This window comes from Pseudoalteromonas sp. NEC-BIFX-2020_015, from assembly GCF_012952265.1.
Lineage (GTDB): Bacteria > Pseudomonadota > Gammaproteobacteria > Enterobacterales > Alteromonadaceae > Pseudoalteromonas > Pseudoalteromonas neustonica.
In genome coordinates, this window is sequence record NZ_JABCJL010000022.1 from 42,464 (window position 1) to 66,503 (window position 24,040).

At 39.1% G+C, this 24,040-nt stretch carries 17 protein-coding genes; 7 read left to right on the forward strand and 10 right to left on the reverse strand.

Annotated features, from left to right (window positions below):
* Positions 1–135: 135 nt before the first annotated feature.
* From HH219_RS15605 to yegD, 6 genes are all read left to right on the forward strand, one after another.
* Positions 136–1,770: a methyl-accepting chemotaxis protein gene (locus HH219_RS15605; protein WP_169328005.1), complete on the forward strand. Its 1,635-nt coding sequence runs from the start codon at positions 136–138 to the stop codon at positions 1,768–1,770.
* 1,069 nt (positions 1,771–2,839) lie between these two features.
* A complete protein-coding gene (locus HH219_RS15610) occupies positions 2,840–5,131 on the forward strand; it encodes a TonB-dependent receptor (RefSeq protein WP_054205102.1) in 2,292 nt (763 codons plus the stop codon).
* Positions 5,132–5,243: 112 nt separating this feature from the next.
* On the forward strand, positions 5,244–5,543 hold the full coding sequence (locus HH219_RS15615; protein WP_054205103.1) for a hypothetical protein: 300 nt from the start codon (positions 5,244–5,246) through the stop codon (positions 5,541–5,543).
* 60 nt (positions 5,544–5,603) lie between these two features.
* Positions 5,604–6,260 carry an HAD family phosphatase gene (locus tag HH219_RS15620; protein WP_169328006.1) on the forward strand — a complete coding sequence of 219 codons (657 nt, stop codon included), beginning with the start codon at positions 5,604–5,606 and terminating at the stop codon, positions 6,258–6,260.
* A gap of 30 nt (positions 6,261–6,290) precedes the next feature.
* The gene (locus HH219_RS15625) at positions 6,291–7,178 is read left to right on the forward strand and encodes a DNA ligase (protein WP_169328007.1); all 888 of its coding nucleotides are present in this window, start codon (positions 6,291–6,293) and stop codon (positions 7,176–7,178) included.
* Positions 7,179–7,242: 64 nt separating this feature from the next.
* Complete coding sequence (gene yegD / locus HH219_RS15630) at positions 7,243–8,610, forward strand: molecular chaperone (protein WP_054205105.1); 1,368 nt, start codon at positions 7,243–7,245, stop codon at positions 8,608–8,610.
* 286 nt (positions 8,611–8,896) lie between these two features.
* On the opposite strand, the gene HH219_RS15635 is transcribed toward yegD, so the two are convergent.
* The 3 genes from HH219_RS15635 to HH219_RS15645 are packed head-to-tail and all read right to left on the reverse strand — an operon-like array spanning position 8,897 to position 11,216.
* A complete protein-coding gene (locus tag HH219_RS15635; protein ID WP_054205106.1) occupies positions 8,897–9,361 on the reverse strand; it encodes a methylglyoxal synthase in 465 nt (154 codons plus the stop codon).
* 17 nt (positions 9,362–9,378) lie between these two features.
* A complete protein-coding gene (locus HH219_RS15640; RefSeq protein ID WP_054205201.1) occupies positions 9,379–10,011 on the reverse strand; it encodes a LysE family translocator in 633 nt (210 codons plus the stop codon).
* A 2-nt stretch (positions 10,012–10,013) separates the two neighbouring features.
* Positions 10,014–11,216, reverse strand: a complete 1,203-nt coding sequence (locus HH219_RS15645; RefSeq protein WP_054205107.1) for a multidrug effflux MFS transporter — start codon at positions 11,214–11,216, stop codon at positions 10,014–10,016.
* A gap of 183 nt (positions 11,217–11,399) precedes the next feature.
* On the opposite strand from HH219_RS15645, the gene HH219_RS15650 reads away from it, so the two are divergent.
* Positions 11,400–11,870 (forward strand): hotdog fold domain-containing protein, encoded by a 471-nt coding sequence (locus HH219_RS15650; RefSeq protein ID WP_054205108.1) that lies wholly within the window; start codon positions 11,400–11,402, stop codon positions 11,868–11,870.
* Between the two features lie 17 nt (positions 11,871–11,887).
* Here HH219_RS15650 and HH219_RS15655 read toward each other — a convergent pair whose 3' ends face one another.
* From HH219_RS15655 to HH219_RS15685, 7 genes are all read right to left on the reverse strand, one after another.
* Positions 11,888–12,379, reverse strand: a complete 492-nt coding sequence (locus tag HH219_RS15655; RefSeq protein ID WP_054205109.1) for a polymer-forming cytoskeletal protein — start codon at positions 12,377–12,379, stop codon at positions 11,888–11,890.
* Entirely contained in the window at positions 12,369–13,526 is a 1,158-nt protein-coding gene (locus HH219_RS15660; RefSeq protein ID WP_169328008.1) for a M23 family metallopeptidase, read from the reverse strand. The genes HH219_RS15655 and HH219_RS15660 overlap by 11 nt, the downstream gene beginning before the upstream one ends.
* A gap of 153 nt (positions 13,527–13,679) precedes the next feature.
* Entirely contained in the window at positions 13,680–14,993 is a 1,314-nt protein-coding gene (gene fahA / locus HH219_RS15665) for a fumarylacetoacetase (RefSeq protein WP_169328009.1), read from the reverse strand.
* A gap of 152 nt (positions 14,994–15,145) precedes the next feature.
* Entirely contained in the window at positions 15,146–16,192 is a 1,047-nt protein-coding gene (hppD, locus tag HH219_RS15670) for a 4-hydroxyphenylpyruvate dioxygenase (RefSeq protein ID WP_054205112.1), read from the reverse strand.
* Positions 16,193–16,631: 439 nt separating this feature from the next.
* Positions 16,632–18,062, reverse strand: coding sequence for a peptide MFS transporter (locus HH219_RS15675; protein WP_054453295.1), 1,431 nt, complete (start codon positions 18,060–18,062; stop codon positions 16,632–16,634).
* A 331-nt stretch (positions 18,063–18,393) separates the two neighbouring features.
* Positions 18,394–19,608 carry a DUF642 domain-containing protein gene (locus HH219_RS15680; RefSeq protein ID WP_152960586.1) on the reverse strand — a complete coding sequence of 405 codons (1,215 nt, stop codon included), beginning with the start codon at positions 19,606–19,608 and terminating at the stop codon, positions 18,394–18,396.
* A gap of 318 nt (positions 19,609–19,926) precedes the next feature.
* Entirely contained in the window at positions 19,927–24,039 is a 4,113-nt protein-coding gene (locus tag HH219_RS15685) for a poly-gamma-glutamate synthase PgsB (protein ID WP_249118537.1), read from the reverse strand.
* Position 24,040: the final 1 nt, after the last annotated feature.

Sequence of the window (24,040 nt, forward strand, 5' to 3'; positions counted from 1 at the left end):
TCAATACGTTAAGCCACTGTTTATATTTTAAGGTTGCTAAAAGGCTATGCGTCTATATTAAATGTTCTATAAAAGGGTACAATTGCGTGCTTAATGAGAGTTTTTACTCTGTGTCGTCATTAATCCGGAATACCCATGAAACTGCTAACCAACTGTTTAAATAACTTAAAAGTATCCGCTAAACTTCGTCTCATAATTATTTTTGCCAGCTTAATTATTTTGATTTTACAAATACACAATGCCTATGATTTAAAAGACCGTATGCTCATTGAGCGTAAGAATAGTGCTCAATTATTAGTTGATAGTATAGAAAGTCAATTTAAAGCTCTTGAGAGTAATTTTGAGCTTACTGAACAAGCACGTAATGATGAAATTAAGCGTTTAGTTAAACAAGCAAGTTACGGGCAAAGTGGTTATTTTTTCTTGTTTGATCTTAGCGGTAAGATGGTTATGCATCCCATAAAACCACAATTAAATGATTTATCGATGACTACACATGAAAAGCCTTTTATTGCATCTGCATTTACGCAATTTGTACAAATGGCTCGCCTGTATAACCAGGGCTTTGTCTATTATCAATGGCCAAAACCAGGATCTGTAGAACTTGAACAAAAAACTTCATTTGTAAAACGTTTAGGTAGTGGGCAATGGGCTATTGCTACAGGTATTTACTTAGATGATATTGAAGAGGAGTTTAATGAACAACTCAAAATAAGTTTGATAAGTACATTTGGTTCTATAGTGGTTCTGGTTTTATTGGGTTTATACATAGCCCGAAATATTACTAAACCGCTTGCTAAGCTAACTTATTCAATGAGTGAAATTGCTGCAAATAAAGATCTCACAATTAGTTTAAAAAGCGATGGTAAAGATGAGCTCTCAATCATGGCGTGCGCCTTTAACAATATGAATAATGACTTCAAAGATGTGTTAAGTGTGATTAATGGCAACACCAGTACACTTGCCTCACAGGCTGAAGAATTAGCATGTGTGACGAGTCAAATACAAGTGGGTATTGCAGAACAAAAAGAACAAACCGTTCAGGTTGCAAATAATATAGCATCACTAAGCACACAAGCTCATTCAATCACTCAACAAACAGCGTTGAGTTTACAAACGACAAAAGATGTTGAGTTGCTCAGCAAACAGGGCTTGAAACATGTTGAGGATAATTTTAACTCCATTACACAAGTTGCAGGCAATGTTGAGCAAGCACAATTGGCTGTATTAGAGTTGCAAACAGCATCAGAGCAAATTGGTGATATTTTGAATGTCATTAGACAGGTGGCAGAACAAACTAACTTATTAGCATTAAATGCAGCAATTGAAGCCGCGAGAGCGGGTGATCAAGGTCGTGGTTTTGCGGTTGTTGCTGATGAAGTAAGAACGCTCGCTAAACGTACTCAAGAGTCGACAGGGAGTATTCAACTAATGATTGAGCAACTTCAAGCAAGAGTGGGGTTAACCGTTGAGCAAATGCAACAAGCCCATTCTGCAACACAATATGGGTTATCTGTGAGTCACGAGTGTACACAAACATTACAGCAAATAGACGAAGCTGTGCATGTTTTATTTACAATAAGCGAAGACATTGCATTAGCAACGAATGATCAACAAAACGCAATGACCAGCATAGGTAGCAATATTACAGAGATATCAGCGATTGCAGAGCAAACTGAATTAGGTGCAAAGCATACACATCAATCAAGTGAGCAGTTAAGTGAGATGTCGCAAAAACTCAACGGGTTAGTTGGCGAGTTTAAATTATAAATAATATATACCCAAGCCACCTCAAGATGTAGAATTCAGCGTTTCACAGGGGCTTAATATCAAGGCGTTACTTTGCAACAATGGCAATCCCTTTTAAGAAGGAACAACGATGAGAGTAAGTCCCTGTGAAACGCCCAACGGGTTGGTTTAAAAGCGATTTATACTGCGTTATTGATTTTAACAATAGAACCACTATTACTTGCAATCAATGCCTTGCCTAAATCGCTTTTAATTCCAACTGAAACTCGCATCTTGAGGTGGCTTGGGTATATCCCTTTTCAGGTTGGTATTAATTCAGCCAACCTGAAAAGTGTTTTTATCGCATTTTATACCCAAGCCACCTCAAGATGCATAATTCAGCGTTTCACAGGGGCTTAATATCAAGGCGTTACTTTGCAACAATGGCAGCCCCTTTTAAGAAGTAACAACGATGAGAGTAAGCGCCTAGTGGGTTGGTTTAAAGGGATTTATACTGCGTTACTTTTATAAGAGATTGATTTTAAAAAGGGAGCAGCCATTATTTGCAATCAATTCCTTGCCTAAATCGCTTTTAATTCCAACGACGCTCGTATCTTGAGGAGGCTTGGGTATATCGAAACTAAAGTCCTCATTAATCTATAACTTAAAATATGCACACTTCAATTATTGGTATAGAGGAAGTAAGGATAAATCAAATCGTATTCAGCGTAAATAATGCGTACCTAAATTTACAATGCAAATAGTTATTAAATAGATCTATGGGGATTCCCTACAATTTTTAACTCGATAGTTGATAGGACATATGTCCGCATAAAATAAAAATAATTGCATAAAGTGTCCTAAGTTCGCTTAACTTGTCGGTATTTGTTGTAAAAACTTTATCTTATTGTACATATTTATGCAGCAAAACTGTCATGCAGTGTTATAATCTTCAGCGTTCGTTCAGCCTCTTTACTTCGTTTTGCACTCTCGACAAAGAGGTCCGCGCAGCTTACTGCAAGGCGCGAAAAATTGGCCGAGCCCGCCGAGTGAATTTGGCGCAACACCCCAACCGTTGAACAAGAGTGCATACAAAAGGTTAAACCCCGACATGAAAGCAATGAAAAGATCTACGTTAGCAACCCTAATTAATGCAACGTTGTTCTCTGCTGTAGCAGGTACTTCATTTTCAACTCTTGCTGCTGAGCAAACGCCAGCTGCTGAGAAAAACAACCAATTAGAAGTTATTCAAATCACCGCGCGTAAGCGTGTAGAAAATGCACAGGAAGTCCCTGTTGCTGTTTCTGCGTTACAAGGTGACAGCTTAGATGCCTACAGCTCTGCAGGTATGGACATTCGTTTTATGAATGCGAAAATTCCAAGCTTATCAATTGAGTCTTCATTTGGTCGTTCATTCCCACGCTTTTATGTTCGTGGCTTAGGTAATACCGATTTTGATTTAAATGCTTCACAACCTGTTTCGTTAGTTGTTGATGAGGTTGTGCAAGAAAATGCTATTTTAAAAGGCTTTCCTGTTTTTGATGTGGCGCGCGTAGAAGTTTTACGTGGTCCTCAAGGTACTTTGTTTGGTCGTAATACACCGGCGGGCCTTGTTAAGTTCGACACAGTAAAACCAGGTCAAGAATTTGATGGCTATGGCTCAGTTTCTTACGGTAGTCTTGGTGCTGTTGATTTTGAAGGTGCAGTAGGTGGGTCATTAACAGATCGCTTATCAACACGAGTTTCAGTACTTTGGCAAAATAAAGACGATTATATCGATAATCGTGCACCTGGTTTTGAACAAAAAGATGTCCTTGGCGGTTACACTGATAAAGCAGCGCGTATTCAGTTTTTATATGAAGGCGACGACTTTACTGGTTTATTTAACTACCATGTACGCGACATGATTGGTTCACCAATTGCTTTTCGCGCCAATGTTATTGAAAAAGGCTCAAATGAGCTTGTTGATAATTACGAACATGATGTGATTTATCAAGATGCAGTATCACGTGCTGTTCAGCATGTAGAATCTCAAGGTGCAAGCTTAAAGCTTGAGTGGGACCTTGCTAATCATACTATTACGTCTATCTCAGCATGGGAAAGTGCAGAGATTTTCTCTCGTGCAGACATCGACGGCGGTTACGGTGGCTATAAAGTTGATGGTCAAGACGCGCCAATGGGCCCTGGTTTTATACCTTTTAGCTCAGAAAGTGCTGATGGTATTCCTGATCATGATCAATATACTCAAGAACTTCGCTTATCGAGTAACTTTTCAGGTGATGTAAATTACCAAGTAGGTGTGTTCTATTTTGATGAAGCACTGACTATTGAAAACTACAGCTTTGACACGTCTGCAAATGGCAAGTTAAATGGCTATGTATTACAACAACAAGACACTAAAGCATGGGCTGTGTTTGGTTCTGTTGACTACACTATTTCAGATGACTTAAAAGTTACTGCTGGCCTTCGTTATTCAGATGACGATAAACAATTCTCTGCAAATCGTACTGTAAGCCCAATTGGTGGCGGTGCGTTATCTTTAACTGAAGATTTAAATGATGATCATATCAGCTGGGATATTTCAACAAGCTATAAAGTGAATGATGATGTTAACTGGTATACGCGTATTGCTAACAGTTTTCGTGCACCAAGCGTACAAGGTCGTATCTTATTTGGTAATGAAGTGACTGTTGCTAAATCAGAAACTGTGACATCTTATGAAACAGGTATTAAGTCTGATGTGCTAGATGGCCGTGGTCGTGTTAACGCAACTATCTTCTATTTCCAAATGGATGATCAACAATTAACTGCTGTTGGTGGTGGTGCAAACTTTAATCGCTTGATTAATGCTGATAAAACGACTGGTTACGGTTTTGAGCTGGATACAGAGTGGGTATTAACAGATGAGTTAAATGCTACATTCAATTTAAGTTACAATAAAACTGAACTTGATGATAACGATTTAGCTGTTGCTGTGTGTGGGCAATGCACTGTTACTGATCCTACTTTCCAAGTACCAGGCCCATTTGGTCCTGAGGATCGTGCAATTTTAGATGGCAATAACTTACCGCATGCACCAGAGTGGATTTCTAACATAACGTTACGTTATACGAAAGAACTTGCTGATGGTGACTTCTTTGCATATGCCGACGTTTCGTACCGTAGCAAAATTGACTTTTTCTTATATGAGTCAGTTGAGTTTGAAGGTAAAGCATTGTTAGAAACGGGCCTACGCGCTGGTTATAACTGGTCAGAAGGCGATTATGAATACGAAGTTTCAGGATTCGTTCGTAATATGTTTAATGAGCAACAAGCAATCGGTGCTGTCGACTTCAATAACAACACAGGTATGGTTAATGAAGAGCGTTACATTGGCGCTGAATTTAAAGTTAAGTTTTTCTAAGCTTTTAGTAATCTGATTATAAAGCCCGCTTCTTAGCGGGTTTTTTCGTTTATATTGAAAAGCTTTGCTGCTAAAGTAATGTGTATAGATTTTTTAATTAAAGAGAATAGTGATGGCTGGATTTTGGAATTACCGAGTTATTTTTTGTGAAGCAACAAAAGACGATGCTGCGCAATATCAAATACACGAAGTGGAATACAACCTAAACGGTAAAGTAACAAACTGGTCTGAAACGGGTGCAGCGCCATTTGGTAACACGTTAGAGGCATTGCAAGATGATGCAACGCGTCTTAAAACAGCGTTTGAAAAGCCGGTATTAAAAGTTATCAGAAAAGAGCGAGGTTATGAGCTGGTTGATGTTGAGACTGGCGCAGAAGCGTTTGCAGAGCCACCAGCGGGTTTAACGCAATAATATATATTATAAAAGGTGCCATGTGCGCCTTTTTTTATAATTAAAAATAAAGGAATGAGGATGACTTTAAAGGCTGTTTTATTTGACATGGATGGCACGCTAGTTGATTCAGAAAGCGTGCATTTTAATTGTTGGAATGATGTATTAGCCAAGTATGGTATTTGCTACGAAGAAGACGAATTTTGTCAACGTTTTTCTGGTAAGGCAACATTAGAGGCCGCAAAAGAAGTGGTGGCGCATTATCAGTTGGATATAACTCCTAAAGCGCTGGCGAAAGCTAAATATGATTACTTTAGTGAATTTGTATCAAACCATTTACCGCCTTTGATGCCCTATGCAAAAGAAGTTTTACTGGCTGTAAAGCAAAGTGGTTTAAAAATGGCACTCGTAACAGGCAGTGCCCGCGCTGAGGCATTACCTATTCTTAAAGGGTACGGCTTTTATACATTATTTGATTGTGTGGTGACTAAAGATGATGTTGTTAACCCTAAGCCTGCTGCTGATCCTTATTTACTTGCTTTAAACACACTTAATATTACGGCGCAAAATGCCATTGCAATTGAAGATACTCACACGGGGGTTACTGCTGCATATAATGCGCAAGTTCGTGTCATGGCTATACCCAATAAGCATACGCTTAACCATGACTTGAGCAAAGCAACTGTACGGTTTGAAAATCTTCAGCAACTATGGCAATGGGTACAGATTAAACTATAGTGTAGGTATCAACCCTGTAAGGATACCGTGATGAATAAAAGGATTTATAACGCGTTATTGTTATGTGTACTTGTTTTCAGTCAAGTTAACATAGCTGCAAATGACGATAAAAACGCGATTAAAACGTTGTTATCAACGACCACTCCTCACGTGCAGCTTGCTAATGTATATGATGCAAATAATGATATTGCTGTATCGCGCTATTTAGTAAGTGAAAAGTTTGATGGTGTTAGAGCCATTTGGACTGGTAATCAATTTGTAACGCGTAATGGTAACACTATTAATGCGCCACATTGGTTTGTGGATGTATTACCAAACGTGTGGTTAGATGGCGAACTTTGGACTAAACACCAAGACTTTGCCTCACTCAGTGGCATTGTACGCACTATAAAACCAAATGATGATGACTGGCGAAAGGTCAGTTATCGTGTCTTTGATATGCCAGATAAAGTAAATCCTTTCAATGTCCGTTATCAAAATTATCAGCGACTAGTCAGTAATATAAATCAGCCCCACATTGTCGCAGTAAAACAACATCAGTTTACATCAAATGAAACCCTTACTGCGTATTTTGAGCGCACCGTACAGCAAGGTGCTGAAGGCGTTATGCTTCATTTAGCCAGTGCAAAACACCGTGATGGTCGATCGTCTTCGTTATTAAAACTCAAACCGTATTTTGATAATGAGGCCATGGTTATTGCTCACTTACCAGGTAAGGGTAAGTATCAGGGCATGTTAGGCGCTTTGCGGGTTAAAAATAGTGATGGATTAGAGTTTACAATAGGCACTGGATTTAGCGATGCACAAAGACGAATACCACCAGCATTAGGCGTAACAATTACTTACCGTTATCACGGTTTTACCAAGCACGGGCTCCCTCGTTTTGCGAGTTTTTTAAGAGTACGCACACCTGAATAACGTTTCAAAAAATCACTAAATGTGCTAAATTGCGCGGCCTTTTGATGTGAGTAACGGTGAAATAATGGTAGTTGGTTTTGATTATGGTAGTTCTAATTGCGCAATGGGTGTAATGAATGCTCAAAATACAGTTGAGTTAGTACCCTTAGAGCAAGGTAAGTTTTACCTACCCTCAACCTTATATACGCACCATAGTGCATTAGTCGTTGATTTTGTTGCACAACATTTAACTGGCACCGCTTACGAAAGCGACTTTAGAATTCAGCGCCAAGCGCTGCTTAACACGATGCCTCGCATTAAATCAGATTTAGATCTTGTCCCTGGCGATGAAAGTTTATTTATCGGTCGTGAAGCCATTAGTGAATATGTACAATTTCCTGAAGAAGGCTATTTTGTTAAATCACCTAAATCATTTTTTGGGGCTACAGGTTTAAAGCAAGGGCAAATTAACTTTTTTGAAGACATTGCGACTGCGATGATTTTAAAAATAAAACAGCGTGCTGAAGCGTCGTTACAAAAACAACTAACACACACCGTTATAGGTCGCCCTGTGAACTTTCAAGCAGTGGGCGGGGAAGAGTCAAATAAGCAAGCCATTGGCATTTTAGAGCGCGCAGCTAAACGAGCAGGCTTTCAAGACGTGGCTTTTTTATACGAACCACTGGCAGCTGGGATTGATTATGAAAGTGACCTAACCGAAGACCAAAAAGTTTTGGTTATTGATATTGGCGGGGGGACCAGTGATTGCTCGTTTGTGCAAATGGGCCCAAGCTTTCGTAATAATAATGATCGTGATAGTGACTTTTTAGCGCATACAGGTAAACGTGTTGGTGGTAATGATTTAGACATTGCACTGAGCTACCACGCACTTATGCCATTACTAGGTTTAGGTACTACGTTTAAGTCAGGCTTACCTTTACCTAATCAGGCATTTTGGCAAGCGTGTAAAATTAATGATGTGAACTTGCAAAGTCAGTTTTATGCGCAATCACATACCCGCGAGTTATTAACGCAGCTGCGTGATGTAAGTGAACCTGACTTATTCAAACGTTTAATTACGCTACAGCAGAACAAGCAAGGTCACCAACTTGTTCAGCAAGGGGAGGCTGCTAAAATTGCATTGTCTTCGCAAGCTACATTTGAGTGTGATTTGGGCTTTTTATCGCCGCAGTTAATTAAATTAATAAGCACCAATGAGCTAGCGCTGGCGGTTGATGATTCAATCAGCCAAATAGTGACCTTAGCAAAGCAAGCAATTAGCGATGCGGGTGTACCACCAGATGTTATTTATTTGACTGGTGGTAGCGCACAATCACCCTTAATTAAAGCGGCCTTGCAACAACACTTAGGCGATATAAAAATGGTGAACGGTGATCACTTTGGTAGTGTCACCGCTGGTTTAACCAAGTGGGCTAATATAATTTATAAGTAGGCAGACTTAGCTTATACCCAAGCCACCTCAAGATGCAGAATTCAGCGTTTCACAGGGGCTTAATATCAAGGCGTTACTTTGCAACAATGGCAGTCCCTTTTAAGAAGTAACAACGATGAGAGTAAGTGCCTGTGAAATGCCCTGCGGGTTGGTTTAAAAGCGATTTATACTGCGTTATTGATTTTAACAAGGGAACAGCCATTATTTGCAATCAATGCCTTGCCTAAATCGCTTTTAATTCCAACTGAAACTCGTATCTTGAGGTGGCTTGGGTATATAGTTTAACTTATAAATTAACTTGTCGGGTTGCGAGGTATTTTTCGTAATCTGGCAAGGTACGCTCAAGCTCGCTGTGCATTAACGACGAGCTTAATATCATATCAGCACTGACTTCATTACACGCCACCGGAATATTCCATACCGCAGCTAGACGTAGCAAGGCTTTAACATCAGGGTCATGGGGCTGAGAGGCCAACGGATCCCAAAAGAAAATCAACATATGAATTTCATGTTCAGCTATTTTAGCGCCAAGCTGTTGATCGCCCCCCATCGGGCCACTTAATAGCTTGATAACCTCAAGCCCTGTATTACGCTCAATTAAGTGACCAGTGGTGCCAGTACCATACAAAGTATGCCTACTTAAGTCATCCTTGTGTTTGCTGCACCATGCTTGCAGCGCTGCTTTTTTTCCATCGTGGGCAACGAGCGCAATATTTTTACGAGCTGGGAGTGTTTGTTGTTTTTGTTCCATGTTGACTCTTATTTTTATTACATTAATAGATTAATTGCCAGTGCAATAAATACGACGCCTGTTATGCGGTCAATCCAAATTTGACTTTGCGGATGATCGCGAAAGTAGTTTGCTATCTTATCGCCAAAATAAATATATGTGCAGTCGATTGGAAAAGCAAAAAGAGGGTAAAGCAAACCAAAAAATGCTAATTGAAAAGTAGTCGACGTTGATAAACTCGTATCAACAAACTGAGGTATAAACGCAATAAAAAAGAGCGCCACTTTAGGGTTTAGCACTTCGGTCATCATAGCTTGAAACATAACGTTTTGTGCCTTATTACTGACTTTGGGCTTATCATCACTGTTTTCAGTTGCATTACTGAAGGTGCTTTTAAGCATCATAATACCAAGGTAGCAAAGGTAGGCGGCACCAGCATATTGTACCGTTGCATATGCGGTTTCAGAGGCTTTTAAAATGGCAGTTAACCCTGCAACAGCAAATAGAGTATGAGCAACACCACCTAAGGCAAACCCAAATGCACTTTGCAAGCCTGCAGCGCGGCCATTTGCGAATGTTTGTGCCATTAAAAATGCATTTGATGGCCCTGGCGCTACTGCAATTAAAAAACTGGCTGCCAAGAAAGATAACAAAAATTCATAGTTAACCAGCATTATGGTTGCGCCGTTTGAGTAGGGTGGTAAATATGTGCTTTTTTACTGAGCAATACTACCCACAATGGCAGTAACAACAGTAGATGAAAAGCAATAAACTCAGGGGCATTAAATGGCAGTACTTGCGTAAGCATCACTAGTAACCCAGCGCCACTCATTTGCATTAGACCAATTAATGCTGATGCAGTGCCTGCTTGCTTAGGAAAATGTGACAATGCCATACCCGCAGCTGACCCTAAACTTAGCGCAAAGCCTAATGCAGCTATTAAAATTGGTAACATAAAAGTAAAGGCCGTTCTGAGCTCGCTCATCACTAATACCAGCACGCCTGATAGAATTAGCAAGCTAACCCCTAACTTTAATGCTTTTTGGCTGTGACGCTTGATATAGAGCGGCGCAATAAAGCTGGCGACAATACTGACAATCGCATTGAGCGTAAACCAAAAAGTGAAATCACCGACTGTGCCACCAAGTTCGGTCATGATCCAGCCAGGCGCTAGTGTTACAAATGCTAAAATAGCTGACATTGCTACCATGCACAGTAAGCTATTAAAGAAAAATACAGGTGTGGTAATAATTGGCACAAATCGGCGTATGTCTAATATGTGCCCCTGGTAATGACTGTCACTTGGGCGAGTCTCTTTGAAAAATAGCAACGTCAATAGAAGACCTACGCACGCAAAGCCGGCTAAAAATAAAAAGTTCATCCGCCAACCAAACTGCACGGTTAACCAAGCACCTAAAATAGGAGCAAGGGCAGGGATAAAGCACACAATTCCGTTGAGGTAAGTGATCATTTGACCGCTTTTAGCACTGCCATACGTGTCACGCACAATCGCAAATGCTACAACAAAAGTGGCACATGCGCCAAACCCTTGCAATGCACGAGCACACATTAATACAGTAAAGTTCGGTGACATATACGCCAATAAAGATGACAAACCATACAAAATAATGCCAGCGAGTGCGATAGGTTTACGCCCAAATTTATCTGCAAGTGGGCCTGCAATAAGTTGGCCTAAACCAACTGTTAACATAAAAATCGCGACAGTTAACTGTACTTTTTGCTCATCAATGCTCAGTGCATGCGCAATGTCTGGAAAGGCTGGTAGGTATATATCAATCGCTAATGGGCAAAATACAACCAGTAAAGCGAGTATTAAAATAACACGAAGATGGCGACGCGGATCTGTTGTTGGCATGAATGCTCCTTATGGCTGCTATTCTAAGAACTTAATTGAAAAAAAGAAAGCGGAGATATAGGTACATACGTAGTCAGTGAAAGATAATTTTTTTGCTAACGAATGAATGACAGTTTATTAAACCTTGAATAACTGGTCTGATGTGTTAGTTTTGATTTTATTTACAGTGGTAGAGATTGAGCTATGAGTGGTGGTTCTGTGTTAAAAATCTGGCGAAGAGTAACAAAGTTACCATACGGAAACTGGCTTTTTAGTAAAGCGGTATGTTTTAAAGCGCCGTATTTTGGTTCTATAAAACCTTACATACTTGAATTACGCGATGGGCATTGCAGTGCGGTTGTTAAAAAACGTCGTAAGGTGTTTAATCATATAGGGACTATTCACGCTATTGCGCAGTGTAACTTGGCTGAATTGTGTGCTGGTGTTATGGTTGATGCTACAGTCCCAAGCAAAACACATCGTTGGATCCCAAAGGGCATGACGGTAAAATACTTGGCGAAAGTAGATACCGATGTGACTGCGATTGCTGAAATACCGATGCCAAGACAATGGCACGATAAAGAAGATTTAGTAGTACCTGTAAAGCTTTATAATACCCGCAATGAACTGGTGTTCACCGCAGATATAACAATGTACATAACTGAGAAAAAATAACTTAAAGACAGCGTGTTTTATTCTTTTTCTGCGGCTTGTTTATTAAAAAACGACAAGTCGTTATCGCCTTCGCTAAGAACTGAGGTCAGTTCTGATTTTGACTCAGTATCATTATTAATTAATGCGACCGTTTCAGCTTCATGACGTTGTTTTAAATTACCTTCAATAATAGCACCAGCATCAATGCTCAATGTATCTTGGTAGACATCACCATGAACTTGTGCAGAGCTTTCAATAACGACTTTACTTGCGTTAAGTGAGCCAAAGATTTTACCTTTGACTATAACGCTTTCAGCGGTGACAGTTCCTTCAACCGTACCCGTAGTACCGATCACAAGATGATTAACACGAACATCACCATCAATGCGACCATCAAGTTGGACCTCACCTTGGCTCACTAAGCTACCAGTTAACCGTACATCTTCAGAGATAATCGACGGCGTATTATTAGTTCTTTTTAAATGTGAGCTTGATGAATTACCCACAGGAGATTTTTTTTTACCGAACACGAGAGAGCGCCTTTGTGATTTTTACAGGATTGACATGTTTGCCATTAAGTAATACTTCATAGTGTAAATGAGTGCTCGTACTTCTACCGGTGCTACCCATTAAACCAATAACATCATTTTTAGTAATGCTTTGGCCTTTTTTTACTTTAATTTTATGCAAGTGACCAAAACGAGTAACAAAGCCATTTTTATGCTGTAACTCAATAAAATTGCCATAGCCACCATTTCGCCCGGCACGTAAAACAATACCATCAGCAGGGGCGAAAATTTCAGTTTTATGCCAACCCGCTAAATCAACACCCTTGTGAAAAGCACGTCGGCCATTCATAGGATCTTTACGCAACCCATAACTACTAGAGATATAATAGTCGGCTGCGGGAAGGGCGTGGGGTAATTCGTTTAAAAAATTCTCAAGTGCGTTGAGAGAAAGTAACTTATCTGCGATGGCTAAAAACTGCATAGGAATTTTCGACTCATCAAATAAATCCAACGGCCCCCCTTGAGCTGCTTTAGGCGTTGCATAACTTAAGCGCTTGGCTAATGCGGTATCTAAGCCTGCACCTTTGAGCATTGTAAGAATGTGCTGTTGCCGTTGCTCTATTTGCACCTCTAATTGCAAAAAACTGCGTTCATAGCTGTTCGTCAATGCTACAAAACGTTGATCTACAGTCAACGAGTTTAAATTATTTACTGACGTGTTTTTTTCGTCACTTTCGTCAATAAGAGGTGCATGGAAATCACTTTGTTGTTCAATATTTTTTATTGGTGAGTCACTGACATTATCATTTTGCTTACTGATGGATTCTGGGAGTGACTCAATCATGCTTTGCAGCAAAGCATGTTTTTGCTCAAGAATACGCAGCTGCTCTAATTGTTTGGTGTGTTGTATTTGTTGGGCGCTTTGCTGCTGCTGCCATTGTTGTTGCTTTGATAATTGATTTTGCTCGATATCAGAAATTTTATTTGTTTGTGAGTAAACTTGAAGTGTAGATGCAGCAAGCCAAGTTAAAGCAATTAAAATAGACAGGGCGACACAAATTTGTAACCAAGGAGCCAATATGACATGTTTGACCTCACCATTTTGGCGGATCAACAGCTGTCGCGCTGGGAAAACTCGATGATAAAAAGACTTAATAAATACTGACATGGCTTATAAATACTGGCTATTAACCGATTTAAGATAGCAATTTGAGCTGAAAAAGCCAGAAAAAAATTGTAATTTATAATAATTAAAATGTAAAAAAACGCTCAAATGAGCGTTTTTTATATTAACCTGATATTAAAAATATTGGCTATTTAATTACTTAGCAGGAAGGATAGTCCCTTCTACTGAGCCAAAACCAATGCGTGCAAAGCCATCAGCTTCACACCAACCGCGCATAACAACATTGTCGCCATCTTCTAAAAAGCTGCGTTGCTCGCCATTACTGAGTGTTATTTTTTCTTTGCCGCCACGAGATAACTCAAGCAGTGAACCTGCTTCTTCATGGGTAGGACCAGATTGTGTACCTGATCCAAGCATATCGCCAGGCATAAAGTTACAACCATTTACTGTGTGATGAGTGACCATTTGCGCCACAGTCCAGTATGAGTGTTTAAAGCTTGATTTTGATACTTGAGCAGGAGTATGGCCTTCATCACGCATTTTTTGCGTTTCAATCAATACATCCATTTTAATATCAAAAGCACCAAGCTCACGGTTATGGGTTGATTCTAAGTAATCAAGTGGCTGTGGATCGTTCTCATCGCGTGTCCATGATGTTCTGTAAGGCGCCAGTGCTTCCGTTGTCACAATCCATGGAGATACCGTTGATGCGAAGTTTTTAGCAAGAAACGGCCCAAGAGGCTGGTATTCCCATGCTTGTAAATCACGTGCTGACCAATCATTAAATACGCAGAAGCCAAATACGTGGTTTTCTGCATTTTCAATCGCGATAGCATCACCTAAGTCATTGCCTTTACCTAGGTAAATACCAAGCTCTAGCTCGTAATCAAGACGTTTACATGGGCCAAACGACGGTACTTCAGCATCAGGCGCTTTAGTTTGGCCGTTAGGGCGATGAAAAGTTTGACCTGAAACATCGATTGACGATGAACGACCATGGTAACCAATTGGTACCCATTTGTAGTTCGGTAATAATGGGTTATCAGGGCGGAACAAGCTACCAACCGCAGTTGCATGGTAAATTGAAGTATAAAAATCTGTGTAATCACCAATGCGACATGGTAATGCGAATTCTATATCAGCTTGTGCGATCAGTGCTTCACTTAATGTAGCTTGTTCTGCTGAGCCTTCACGTAGCGCTTTAGACAGTGCTAAACGAAGTGCTGACCAGTATTGCTGACCTAAACCCATAAATTCATTTAACGTTGCATTACTTGCTGCTGCAACGGCTATTTGCGCGTCACCGCTGAATATTGCTAGCTGGTTTACTTTTGCAAGGTCGATAACTTGGTCGCCAATGGCAACTGCACCACGAAATGCTTCGCTTGAATTTTTACGGCGTACTTCTGCAAACGGTAAGTTTTGAATAGGGAAGTCGCAGTTTGCAACATTTGCTGAGGCTACCCAGCTAGTTAAATTTATATCATGGGTTTCGTTAATTAAACTCATTACATTTCCTTTGGTTTAGTCAGTCACGCTTTACAGGGATATGGTGACAAATAGCGCGATTTAAACAGTGAAAATCAGATTGTCATTTATAAAACAGATGAAACGACAAAAAGCAGCGAAATACGCTGCTTTTTAAATTTTAAAAACGGTGTTTATAAAACGCCGCGACGCTCTTGGTCACGCTCGATTGATTCAAACAACGCTTGGAAGTTACCTTCACCAAAGCCACCGTCATCAACACGTTGGATCATTTCAATGAAGATTGGGCCAAATAAGTTCTTAGAGAAAATTTGTAGTAAATAACAATTTTCACTTTGGCTATCAACAAGGATTTGGTGCTGGCGAATTTTTTCTTTATCTTCAGCAACCCACGGTACACGGTCAAAAATAGTGTCGTAGTACTCAGGGATAATATCTAAAGTCGCGATTGTTGATTTATCAAGTTTATCAAGCGAGCTTACTAAGTCATCAGTTAGAAACGCTAAATGCTGAACGCCTGGGCCGTTGTATTCACCAAGGTATTCATCAATTTGGTTGTTATCACTGCCTTTACCTTCATTAATAGGGATAGAGAAGGTGCCACATGGTGATTTAAGTGCATACGAGATCAAGGCTGTTTTTTGACCTTTAATGTCAAAGTAGCGAACTTCTGTAAAACCAAATACGTTTTTGTAGAAGTTAGCCCATGTTTCCATAGTGCCTTTGTAAACATTATTAGTTAAATGGTCGATGCGGATAAAGCCTTTGTCATCAACAATGTTTTGTTCACTTAGATCTTCAAAGTCTTGCTCATAAATAGAGCCTTTATCGCCAAATTGTTCAATGAAGTAAATTAAGCTGTCGCCAATGCCGTAAATAGCAGGGTATGGTAAATCTTTATGCGTTGAATCAGTCGCTGGTTTTGCACCGCGCTCTACTGCTGTTTCAAATGCTTTTTGTGCATTCTCAACACGCCAACCCATTGAGCAAATTGCTGGACCATGGCTTTTAGCGAACTCAGCTGAGAAACCATCGCGCTCATTATTTAGTAAAAAGTTAATATCGTTTTGGTTGTAATAAACAATATCTTTACCTTTAAAGGTCTTTAATTTTGAAAAACCAAAATCGGTAAATACTTTATCCATGTAATCTGCATCAGGTGTTGCGTATTCAGTAAACTCGATACCAACTAAACCTAAAGGGTTATTTACTTCACTCATTTTAATTCTCCCGCAATAAGCACTGCGTCTTGTTGTATTTAATACAGCAGATGATTAACCATAAATGCGATTAGGGGAAGAGCCGCTATTTATTTAGCTTTGCGAGCAATTGTAAAATAAAAGATACAGTCCCTTTTCGGGGGAGGTTAATGCAGGTTAAAACGCATTCTGTATAGAGCACAATAATCTATAAAAGTAATAAACCCTTGTTTTTGAGCTTATAGAAAAGCCATGTTATTTATTAAAGTTGTTATTTTACATGGTTTTATTAATGATTCACAGAGAATGAACGCGCAGGGTGGATTTAAGATATAACACTATTTGGGATGGCAATAACGATGCGGTTGTGTACTTATTTATTTACATCATTCATATTTTATTGCCCTTAAGTAAAAACGACACTTATGTAAGTGCCGTTTTTAAATTTATAACGTATCGATTACTGCTTATCAGCTACAACTTCAAGTTCTTCAGCTAAGATATGCTCTTGTGTATGCGGTTCATGTTGACCTTCAGCACCGTGCATCCACTTAACTAACTTATCGCTTAGTAAGTACATGATCACAGCTGAAATAACCGCTGTAGCGCCAAGACCAATGAAAATACCTAGTGCATTATCGAGAGCTTCTTCGCCTTCACCTAAGAATGAACCAACAAAGCCTGCAATCTTATTGGCAACAGCGGTACATAAGAACCAAATACCCATTAACATTGATGCTAAACGCAGTGGTGCCAGTTTACTTACCATTGATAAGCCAATTGGCGATAAACATAACTCACCCAACGTATGGAATAAGTAGAATAACACTAACCACATCATACTGATTTGTAATGGTTCACCTTCACCTTGGCTTAATAAAGCTAAAATCATAGTCACAAAACCAAGTGCTAAGAAAATTAAAGCAATGGCGAATTTGATTGGCGAGTCAGGTTCACGCTTATCAAGTTTCAACCAAATAATAGCAACCATAGGTGCAAAAACGATAATGAAAATAGAGTTTAATGATTGGAACCATGATGCAGGAATTTCAAAATCAAAAAGCATACGATCAGTATAATCATTTGCAAATAAGTTCATTAACCCGCCGGCTTGCTCAAAACCCATCCAGAAAATGATACTAAATACACTCATAGTGAAAATAACTTTAATACGGTCAGTTTCAACTTTAGTTAGAGGCTCTTTGGTGTTTGAGTTTGACTGTGCTTGCGCAATTTTTACTGCCGGCTCGACACCGATATTGCCTAAGTATTTATTGCTTAGCATAACTTGCATTGCTACAGAGATAAGCATACCAATACCGGCTACGATGAAGCCATATTGCCAACCCATTGAGGCTGCCGCATAACCCGCAACTAATGGACCAAGTGCACCACCAATATTAATACCCATATAGAAGATAGTGAACGCGCCATCACGACGTTGATCGCCTTCTTGATATAAATCACCAACCATAGTTGAGATATTTGGTTTGAATAAACCATTACCCAAACATAATAAGGCAAGGCCAAGATAGAAAATATTCTCTTCTTGTCCTGCCAACATATCATGAGGAATACCCATAGTAAAATGACCTGCAGCCATCAATAAACCACCAATTACGATAGCTTTACGTTGTCCAAGCACGTTATCGGCTAACCAACCACCAAACAGTGGCGTAATATAAACAGCCATTGTAAATGTACCGTATAGGCTTAAGGCGTCTGCATTACTCCAACCAAAGCCACCATCTTGTACAATTGCTACTAGATACAGAACCAAAATGGCACGCATGCCATAATAACCAAAACGTTCCCACATTTCTGTGCCGAACAACAGGAATAACCCCTTAGGATGCCCTAAAAAATCACCTGCCTTAGGTAATGAACTCATATTTAATTCCTAACTTAATGTTTGTTATAACGGCCTTATTTTTGCTTTGATCGTTCCGTGCTTAAGGCACTGTTTGAACGGGTGGCCGTGAATATTATTGTAATGCAGCTAAGGTAATGGTTTGCTAACTGAGTTATTACTCAGAGGTAAGAGTCACACCCTTATCCTAGCTGCAATCGCGGATCAGTATACATACCATGGTTTACTAGGGGAAGTGTTACACGTTGAAGAACATGCGTATAAAGTTAAATTGTATAGACAAGTATTTACTTGTATTTTTATAGAAACAAAAAAGCCAGTCATTGACTGGCTTTTAAAGTAGATTCAGCGATTAGTTGCAGTAGTTGCTATCAACAAATGTTAAATCATTAACGTGTGAAGGGCCATCCATTACAAATGTCGCTACAGCTGTATTTTGGTTCAGCATAAAGATTTTAGCATTTTCACCTTTAACACGACCAGATACATAAATACTACCATCAGCGGCGATTGCGATACCTGACGCTTGGTCAACACCATGTTCACCGATTAAAGATAACGCTAACGAACCTTGGTCAACAGTATAAAGTGCTTTACCTGTTAGTACGTATAGAATGTTGTTATCAGCAGAGTAAGCAATATCACCATCAGCAAACGAGTCACCAGGGAAAGATAATTTGCCTAGTACTGTTTTATCACCCGTCGCTATATCGAAATCGTACATGTATGTCTTACTTGTTGCACGCAATGATAAGCCATCAGCATTCATTGCAGAACGATAGATTGGGTATGAATTAGTTGCAGTAACTAAAGCTTGAGTATTATCAGCAAGATTGAGTGATAAAACCTGAGACTCTTTAGTCGACTTATCTAACTGTTCCATGAAGTACAACACGCCATTGTGAGATGCAATGTTTGATGCTGTATTTGATAAACCGGCAACAGTAGAGTAGGTATTATTTTGTGTATCAAAGTGATAAACAAACCCATCTTCGTTAGAGCCAAAGTTATTGATGCCATATAAACCAGAAGCACATGATGTTGTTACTTGTACATCATCAATAAATCCACCAACAGAATCGGATGCACCTGCGCCAACAAATTTTAACTCAGTTGCTGTAGAACTCGCTTTTACAGTGTAAGTAAATTTTGTCCAGCCTTTGGTTGTAGCATTAAGCGTATCTAGTAACTCACCGTCCCAATATACTTCGGCTTTATTTGTTGTTTCATTACCATTTACACGGGCTGAGTAATAAAAGCTCACTTCATAGTTATGATCTTCTTCGGTAGCAAGAGTTTGAAATGCACTGTAGTTAGCTGTTGAATCAAGCTCGATGTATTTAGAGCCGTCTTGAGCTGTTACGATATTTAGTGCAGACGTTTGAATTTCAAAATTTGCATTAGCCGAACGTTGCCATCCTGGTAATTCATTTAATAGGCTCCATGAACCAGAAAATGCAGCAGTGTCTTCAAATGAACCATTAGCAACTAAGTTAGTGCTAGCCATTGTGAAACTAGATGCAAGTAATAAAGGTAAAGCTGCAAGCTTAAAGACTGAGTTTTTCATAATTCTTCTCCTACCAGATTATTACATCTGACTATGTTAACAGGATGTTTAACTTAATATGATACTATTGTGCTATATTTTATGGCGTTGGTCAAATGCTGAGCATGAATATTATTGCGTTTATGGAGATTAAAAACAGGCAACAGTACAACAATCATTTTGAAACAGTGAGTTAGAAAAATAAAATAAAGAATAAAAAAATAATATTTTTTTATTCTTTATTTTTAGCAAGTTACATTGCTAGTAAGTAAGTTTAATAGCATATACAAACCCTAGTACTAAAAGGTTTGTACATGAGTAGAGGTGATGAAATAGCGGTTATTTTTTACTGCTATTAGAAAATGACAGCCATCCAGGCTTTTGATTGCGGTTGAGCTTACCAAGTACCTCAATCGCTTTTTCAAGCGTAATACGTTTTGATGCAATATCTTTATAAACCTGATTGGCAATTTTTTTACGCTTCACGGCGGCTCCAGCATCAAGGAATGACTCTGCGACTTGAGTTGCAAAGCGAGTAATCCGGTTTTTTTGCACAGACTCCGTATTTTCATATTCTAGATGCGAGTAGTTTTCTAAACGTTCACTAATATGAAGTAGCTCAGCTTGGCTGTATTCATTTTGTGCATGATGCATTTGCTTTATACGGCTCAATGAATCGTGTAGATAAGCATGCTCTAACTGGCTAAACTTTGTGATTAAAGATAAACGAGTCAGCGTCTTTTTAAATTGCTCTGCTGTGCTATCAGGGTTTAGCAAGGTCGTTATACTATCGTGAATGCGTTGCCACTGTTGCCAGCTATATACGTAGCCTAAACCAGCTCCTTTGATATTTTGCATGCCAATAACAACTTGGTGACAATATGGCCTAGCTAAAGATGAAAGTTTAAACGTTAGCTCATCAGGCGTAACTTGCGGGTTATCTACAAGTACACACTTAGTTTTGACAAGGGTAATCAGTATTTTTTGTAATTCAGCTTGATTCGCTTTTAAGTCGGTTAATAAAGGCGAAATATTTTGATAGCTTAAATAGTGATTGAATACATCGTGTATATTCAACCGCTGCTGTGGGCTGAGCGTTAGTGCTTGAACTGTTAACCAGTCATCAAATTGCTGCAACTGTTTCATATTTATGAACATTGAAGCCGAACAATCAAAATTAAGTGCGTGGCTTAAAACTAACGCCAATGATTCTGCATCTTTAATACAATGAAGTTGTGAACATAACGATTCAAATTCTTGTAAATCATCATTGTTGATGATTCTAATTATCCGTTCTTCAAATGCTTGTAGGTAATAACTATAAAAACCATCAACATTTGTGCCTATAACGACCATTTTATCAAATGGTAGATCTTCAGCGAGAATATGTGCAAAAACTTTTGAACGAGCTACACGGTCATTGCGATTATTTATTAGCGCTATGGTTTGTTTGCTTGGATCATGGCTTAAGCTAAATAAATCTAAGCGACGCCAGTTTTCTAATGTTGCCAAGCGTTCATTTGCAGACATGCTATTGATAAAAGACATTGTAAAATTTTCAAACGGAGCTGGGCAAAAATGTTGTAAAACTCCAATATCAGGAATGATACGTTGCGCAGTTTCTTTAAACACAAAGTTTTTATCTAAACCTATATGCTCGGCCATCTTACATACTAAAGCAATATTATCAGGGTGTTCTTCATACGGATATAAAGCACGTATATCCGGGGTTATCTGGTAGCCATCACCCCAATGTACTTGGATCAGACTGGCTTGCTTACTTATCGCGTCTTTTTCTAATACAGGCATCATTGTTTGTTCACTTGTGAAAACCTGACTTTTTGGTGCTATAAAGTTGGCCATCTCTTTTGCAACATCAATGCCTGTTGGCCCTAATATGTCTTCGTGATCAGGGTATGCATTCGTTATTGTTGAAAAGTTATCTTGCATCCATTGACGTAAAATTTTTACATAGCGTGGTGTTAAGCCCATACATTCCCATAAAAAAACGTCAGCTTTGACATTTTTTGCGAAATGTAAGACGTCACTTTGCTCCCAAATGCTCGCTTTATCAAATGGACGAAATAAAGGCACCTCAAATTGCTCTCCATTTGAACGAGCGTAAATTAATGTAGCCTCACAACCGGTTGTTTTGGTAATTACTTTAAGTGCTAAACTACTAAAAAGTGCTGCTTTTAAGCGCTCAGTTCCTGATTTACCACGGGTTCCCCAGCCACCAATACTAACCGGGATTGCTTTACGATCAGATCGAATACGCTGACTTACATGAATATGACGGCCCCAAAAGTAAACCATAAAACCGATAACAAAGAATATGAGTTGGCCAATACTGTTTTGATAAATTGAGTAAAGGTATTCTTTAAAGTTTAGCCATATGTTTACAAGCAGTGGCGATATACTGAGCTTTTTATAGAGTTTACTTATGTTTTCTTCAACCTGAAATTGACAGCCTAACTGCTGACCATATGCTTTAAATTCAAAAACAAAGCCATGCTTTTCTAAGGCTCTTAAGTAATTATCTTGCTCTATGTCATTACCTTTACGCTGAGCATCTAAGCTATCAAAGTGTGAAGATAACCATAAATAAGTTTTAATGCGTTTAAATAAAGACTTTGGCGGCTGGACACACAAAATTCCATCTGGAGTATATGTTTTGGCTGCTTGTTTTAAATTATCTTGGCTTAATACCGAAAGTAAAAAATCAGGAAGTGGCAGGTGAGGGCGAGCTGAGTGTTCTACAGCATCAAATAATGGTTCTCCTGGTACATCGGTGGCACTGATCTCAGCAACGGTACAGCTTGGAATGTGCATAAATGCAGATGGCTTACGTGCTTTACTGTGGTTAAAGCTTTGGCGCTTATCTGAGCTTGGGTTGCGCCACTCGTGCATAAAACGCCACAAACGAAACGCATATTTATAACCATTATTAATGTGCCATGAGTGACCACGGCTACTAACGTTAAAGGCTTCATTCTGTTGGGCTTTACGACTTAATAAACGCCCTAATAATTCTTCATCAATATCTTCATGTTTGAGTGTTGAGACTGCAGATAGCGGTAACGTTTGATCTAATTCAGCCATAATATTTTGATGTTGAAAGGCAACAAGTTGCTCTCTGGTCCGCGTTATATAACGGCGAATTGCAATATTAGGTTCTGTGGTTAATTGCGCGTTTAAACATTCGATGAATACAGTGAATACCGCATCAGGTTCAGCCGTTTCAAGTTGTTGGTTAAGCATAATACGTGCAGTTAATTCAAGCGTTAGACGTTTTATCGCTATACTTTCTTTGGCATTTAATAACTGCTTCCATAAATTAAATGCAAAATTATCATTGCATAAGCGAGGGTGGCTAAGCTGTTTTACTAATGTAAAGCGAACTGAATCAAGGCTTTCAGCTTTTAATCGAGCAGTTAATAATTCTTCTTGGAATGATAATTCGTAGCTAGATGACTGCTCAATAACACTTTGCCGTACACGAGGGTACTCATGTTCAGCTAGTTGTAAAAGCAAACTTTCACATGTTGGTGTTAATTTGATTTGGCTTGTTAATATTTTAGCAAATGCAGCTAAGGTGAATAACTTGATCTCGTAAGTTAACGATTCCTCAGTTTCATCATTAATGAACTGTTCCATATAGACGCGTAGGTAAGTGGGGCGTTGATGGATTAAAATTTCTAAAATATCTAATCGTGCTAGATGAGGTGTGTGGCTATTCTCTAGTGCCAATACTAAAGTTTCAATGAGGCTTGCGCTAAGTTCTGGTGCGCCGTTATAGGTGTGGATAAGCTGAACTTGATTAGCTAGAGCGCGATAAAGTGCATTCTTTACATGTTCATTGTCAGTTTTTGACAATAACAATAAAAAGAAGCTTTCTAAATCTAATGTTTGCCATGCTTTTTCAATATTGTTAGAAAATGATCTTAAATAACGATTACTTAAATCCCCCAGTTTGCCGATTAAAAACTTTAAAGTCTGTTCAATTTCGGCAACTTTATCTTGATAGCGATTAATAACCGCTCCCTCATCAAACCAACGTGAGAAAGCAAGTTTATCTAAGCTTAATTGCTTAGGTGTTCCACCGAGTTGCTTTGCATAATCAAGGATATGAAACTCGCGTTCGGCACTCATTTCAGCGTGGCTTAATCGTTCTATAAAGAGAGAGTATCCGGCATCTAACTTTTGTAAGCTCAGTTGTTTTTTCTCAATTTGGTGGCGCAAGAAGGCAATAGCTTGACGCAGCAGCCATGCATCTAAATCTTCATTTTCTGGGATGTTTTGGATCAACTCCCAATCAGCTAAATCATCGACTAACTGTAAGTATTTTTGGCGATACAGATCGAGCCAAAAGTTAGCAATATCGGCAAATAATAAATGTTCTAAGTGCTTTTTAAGTTCGCTGTGGGTCATCTGTTTCTCAACTGTGGCCATA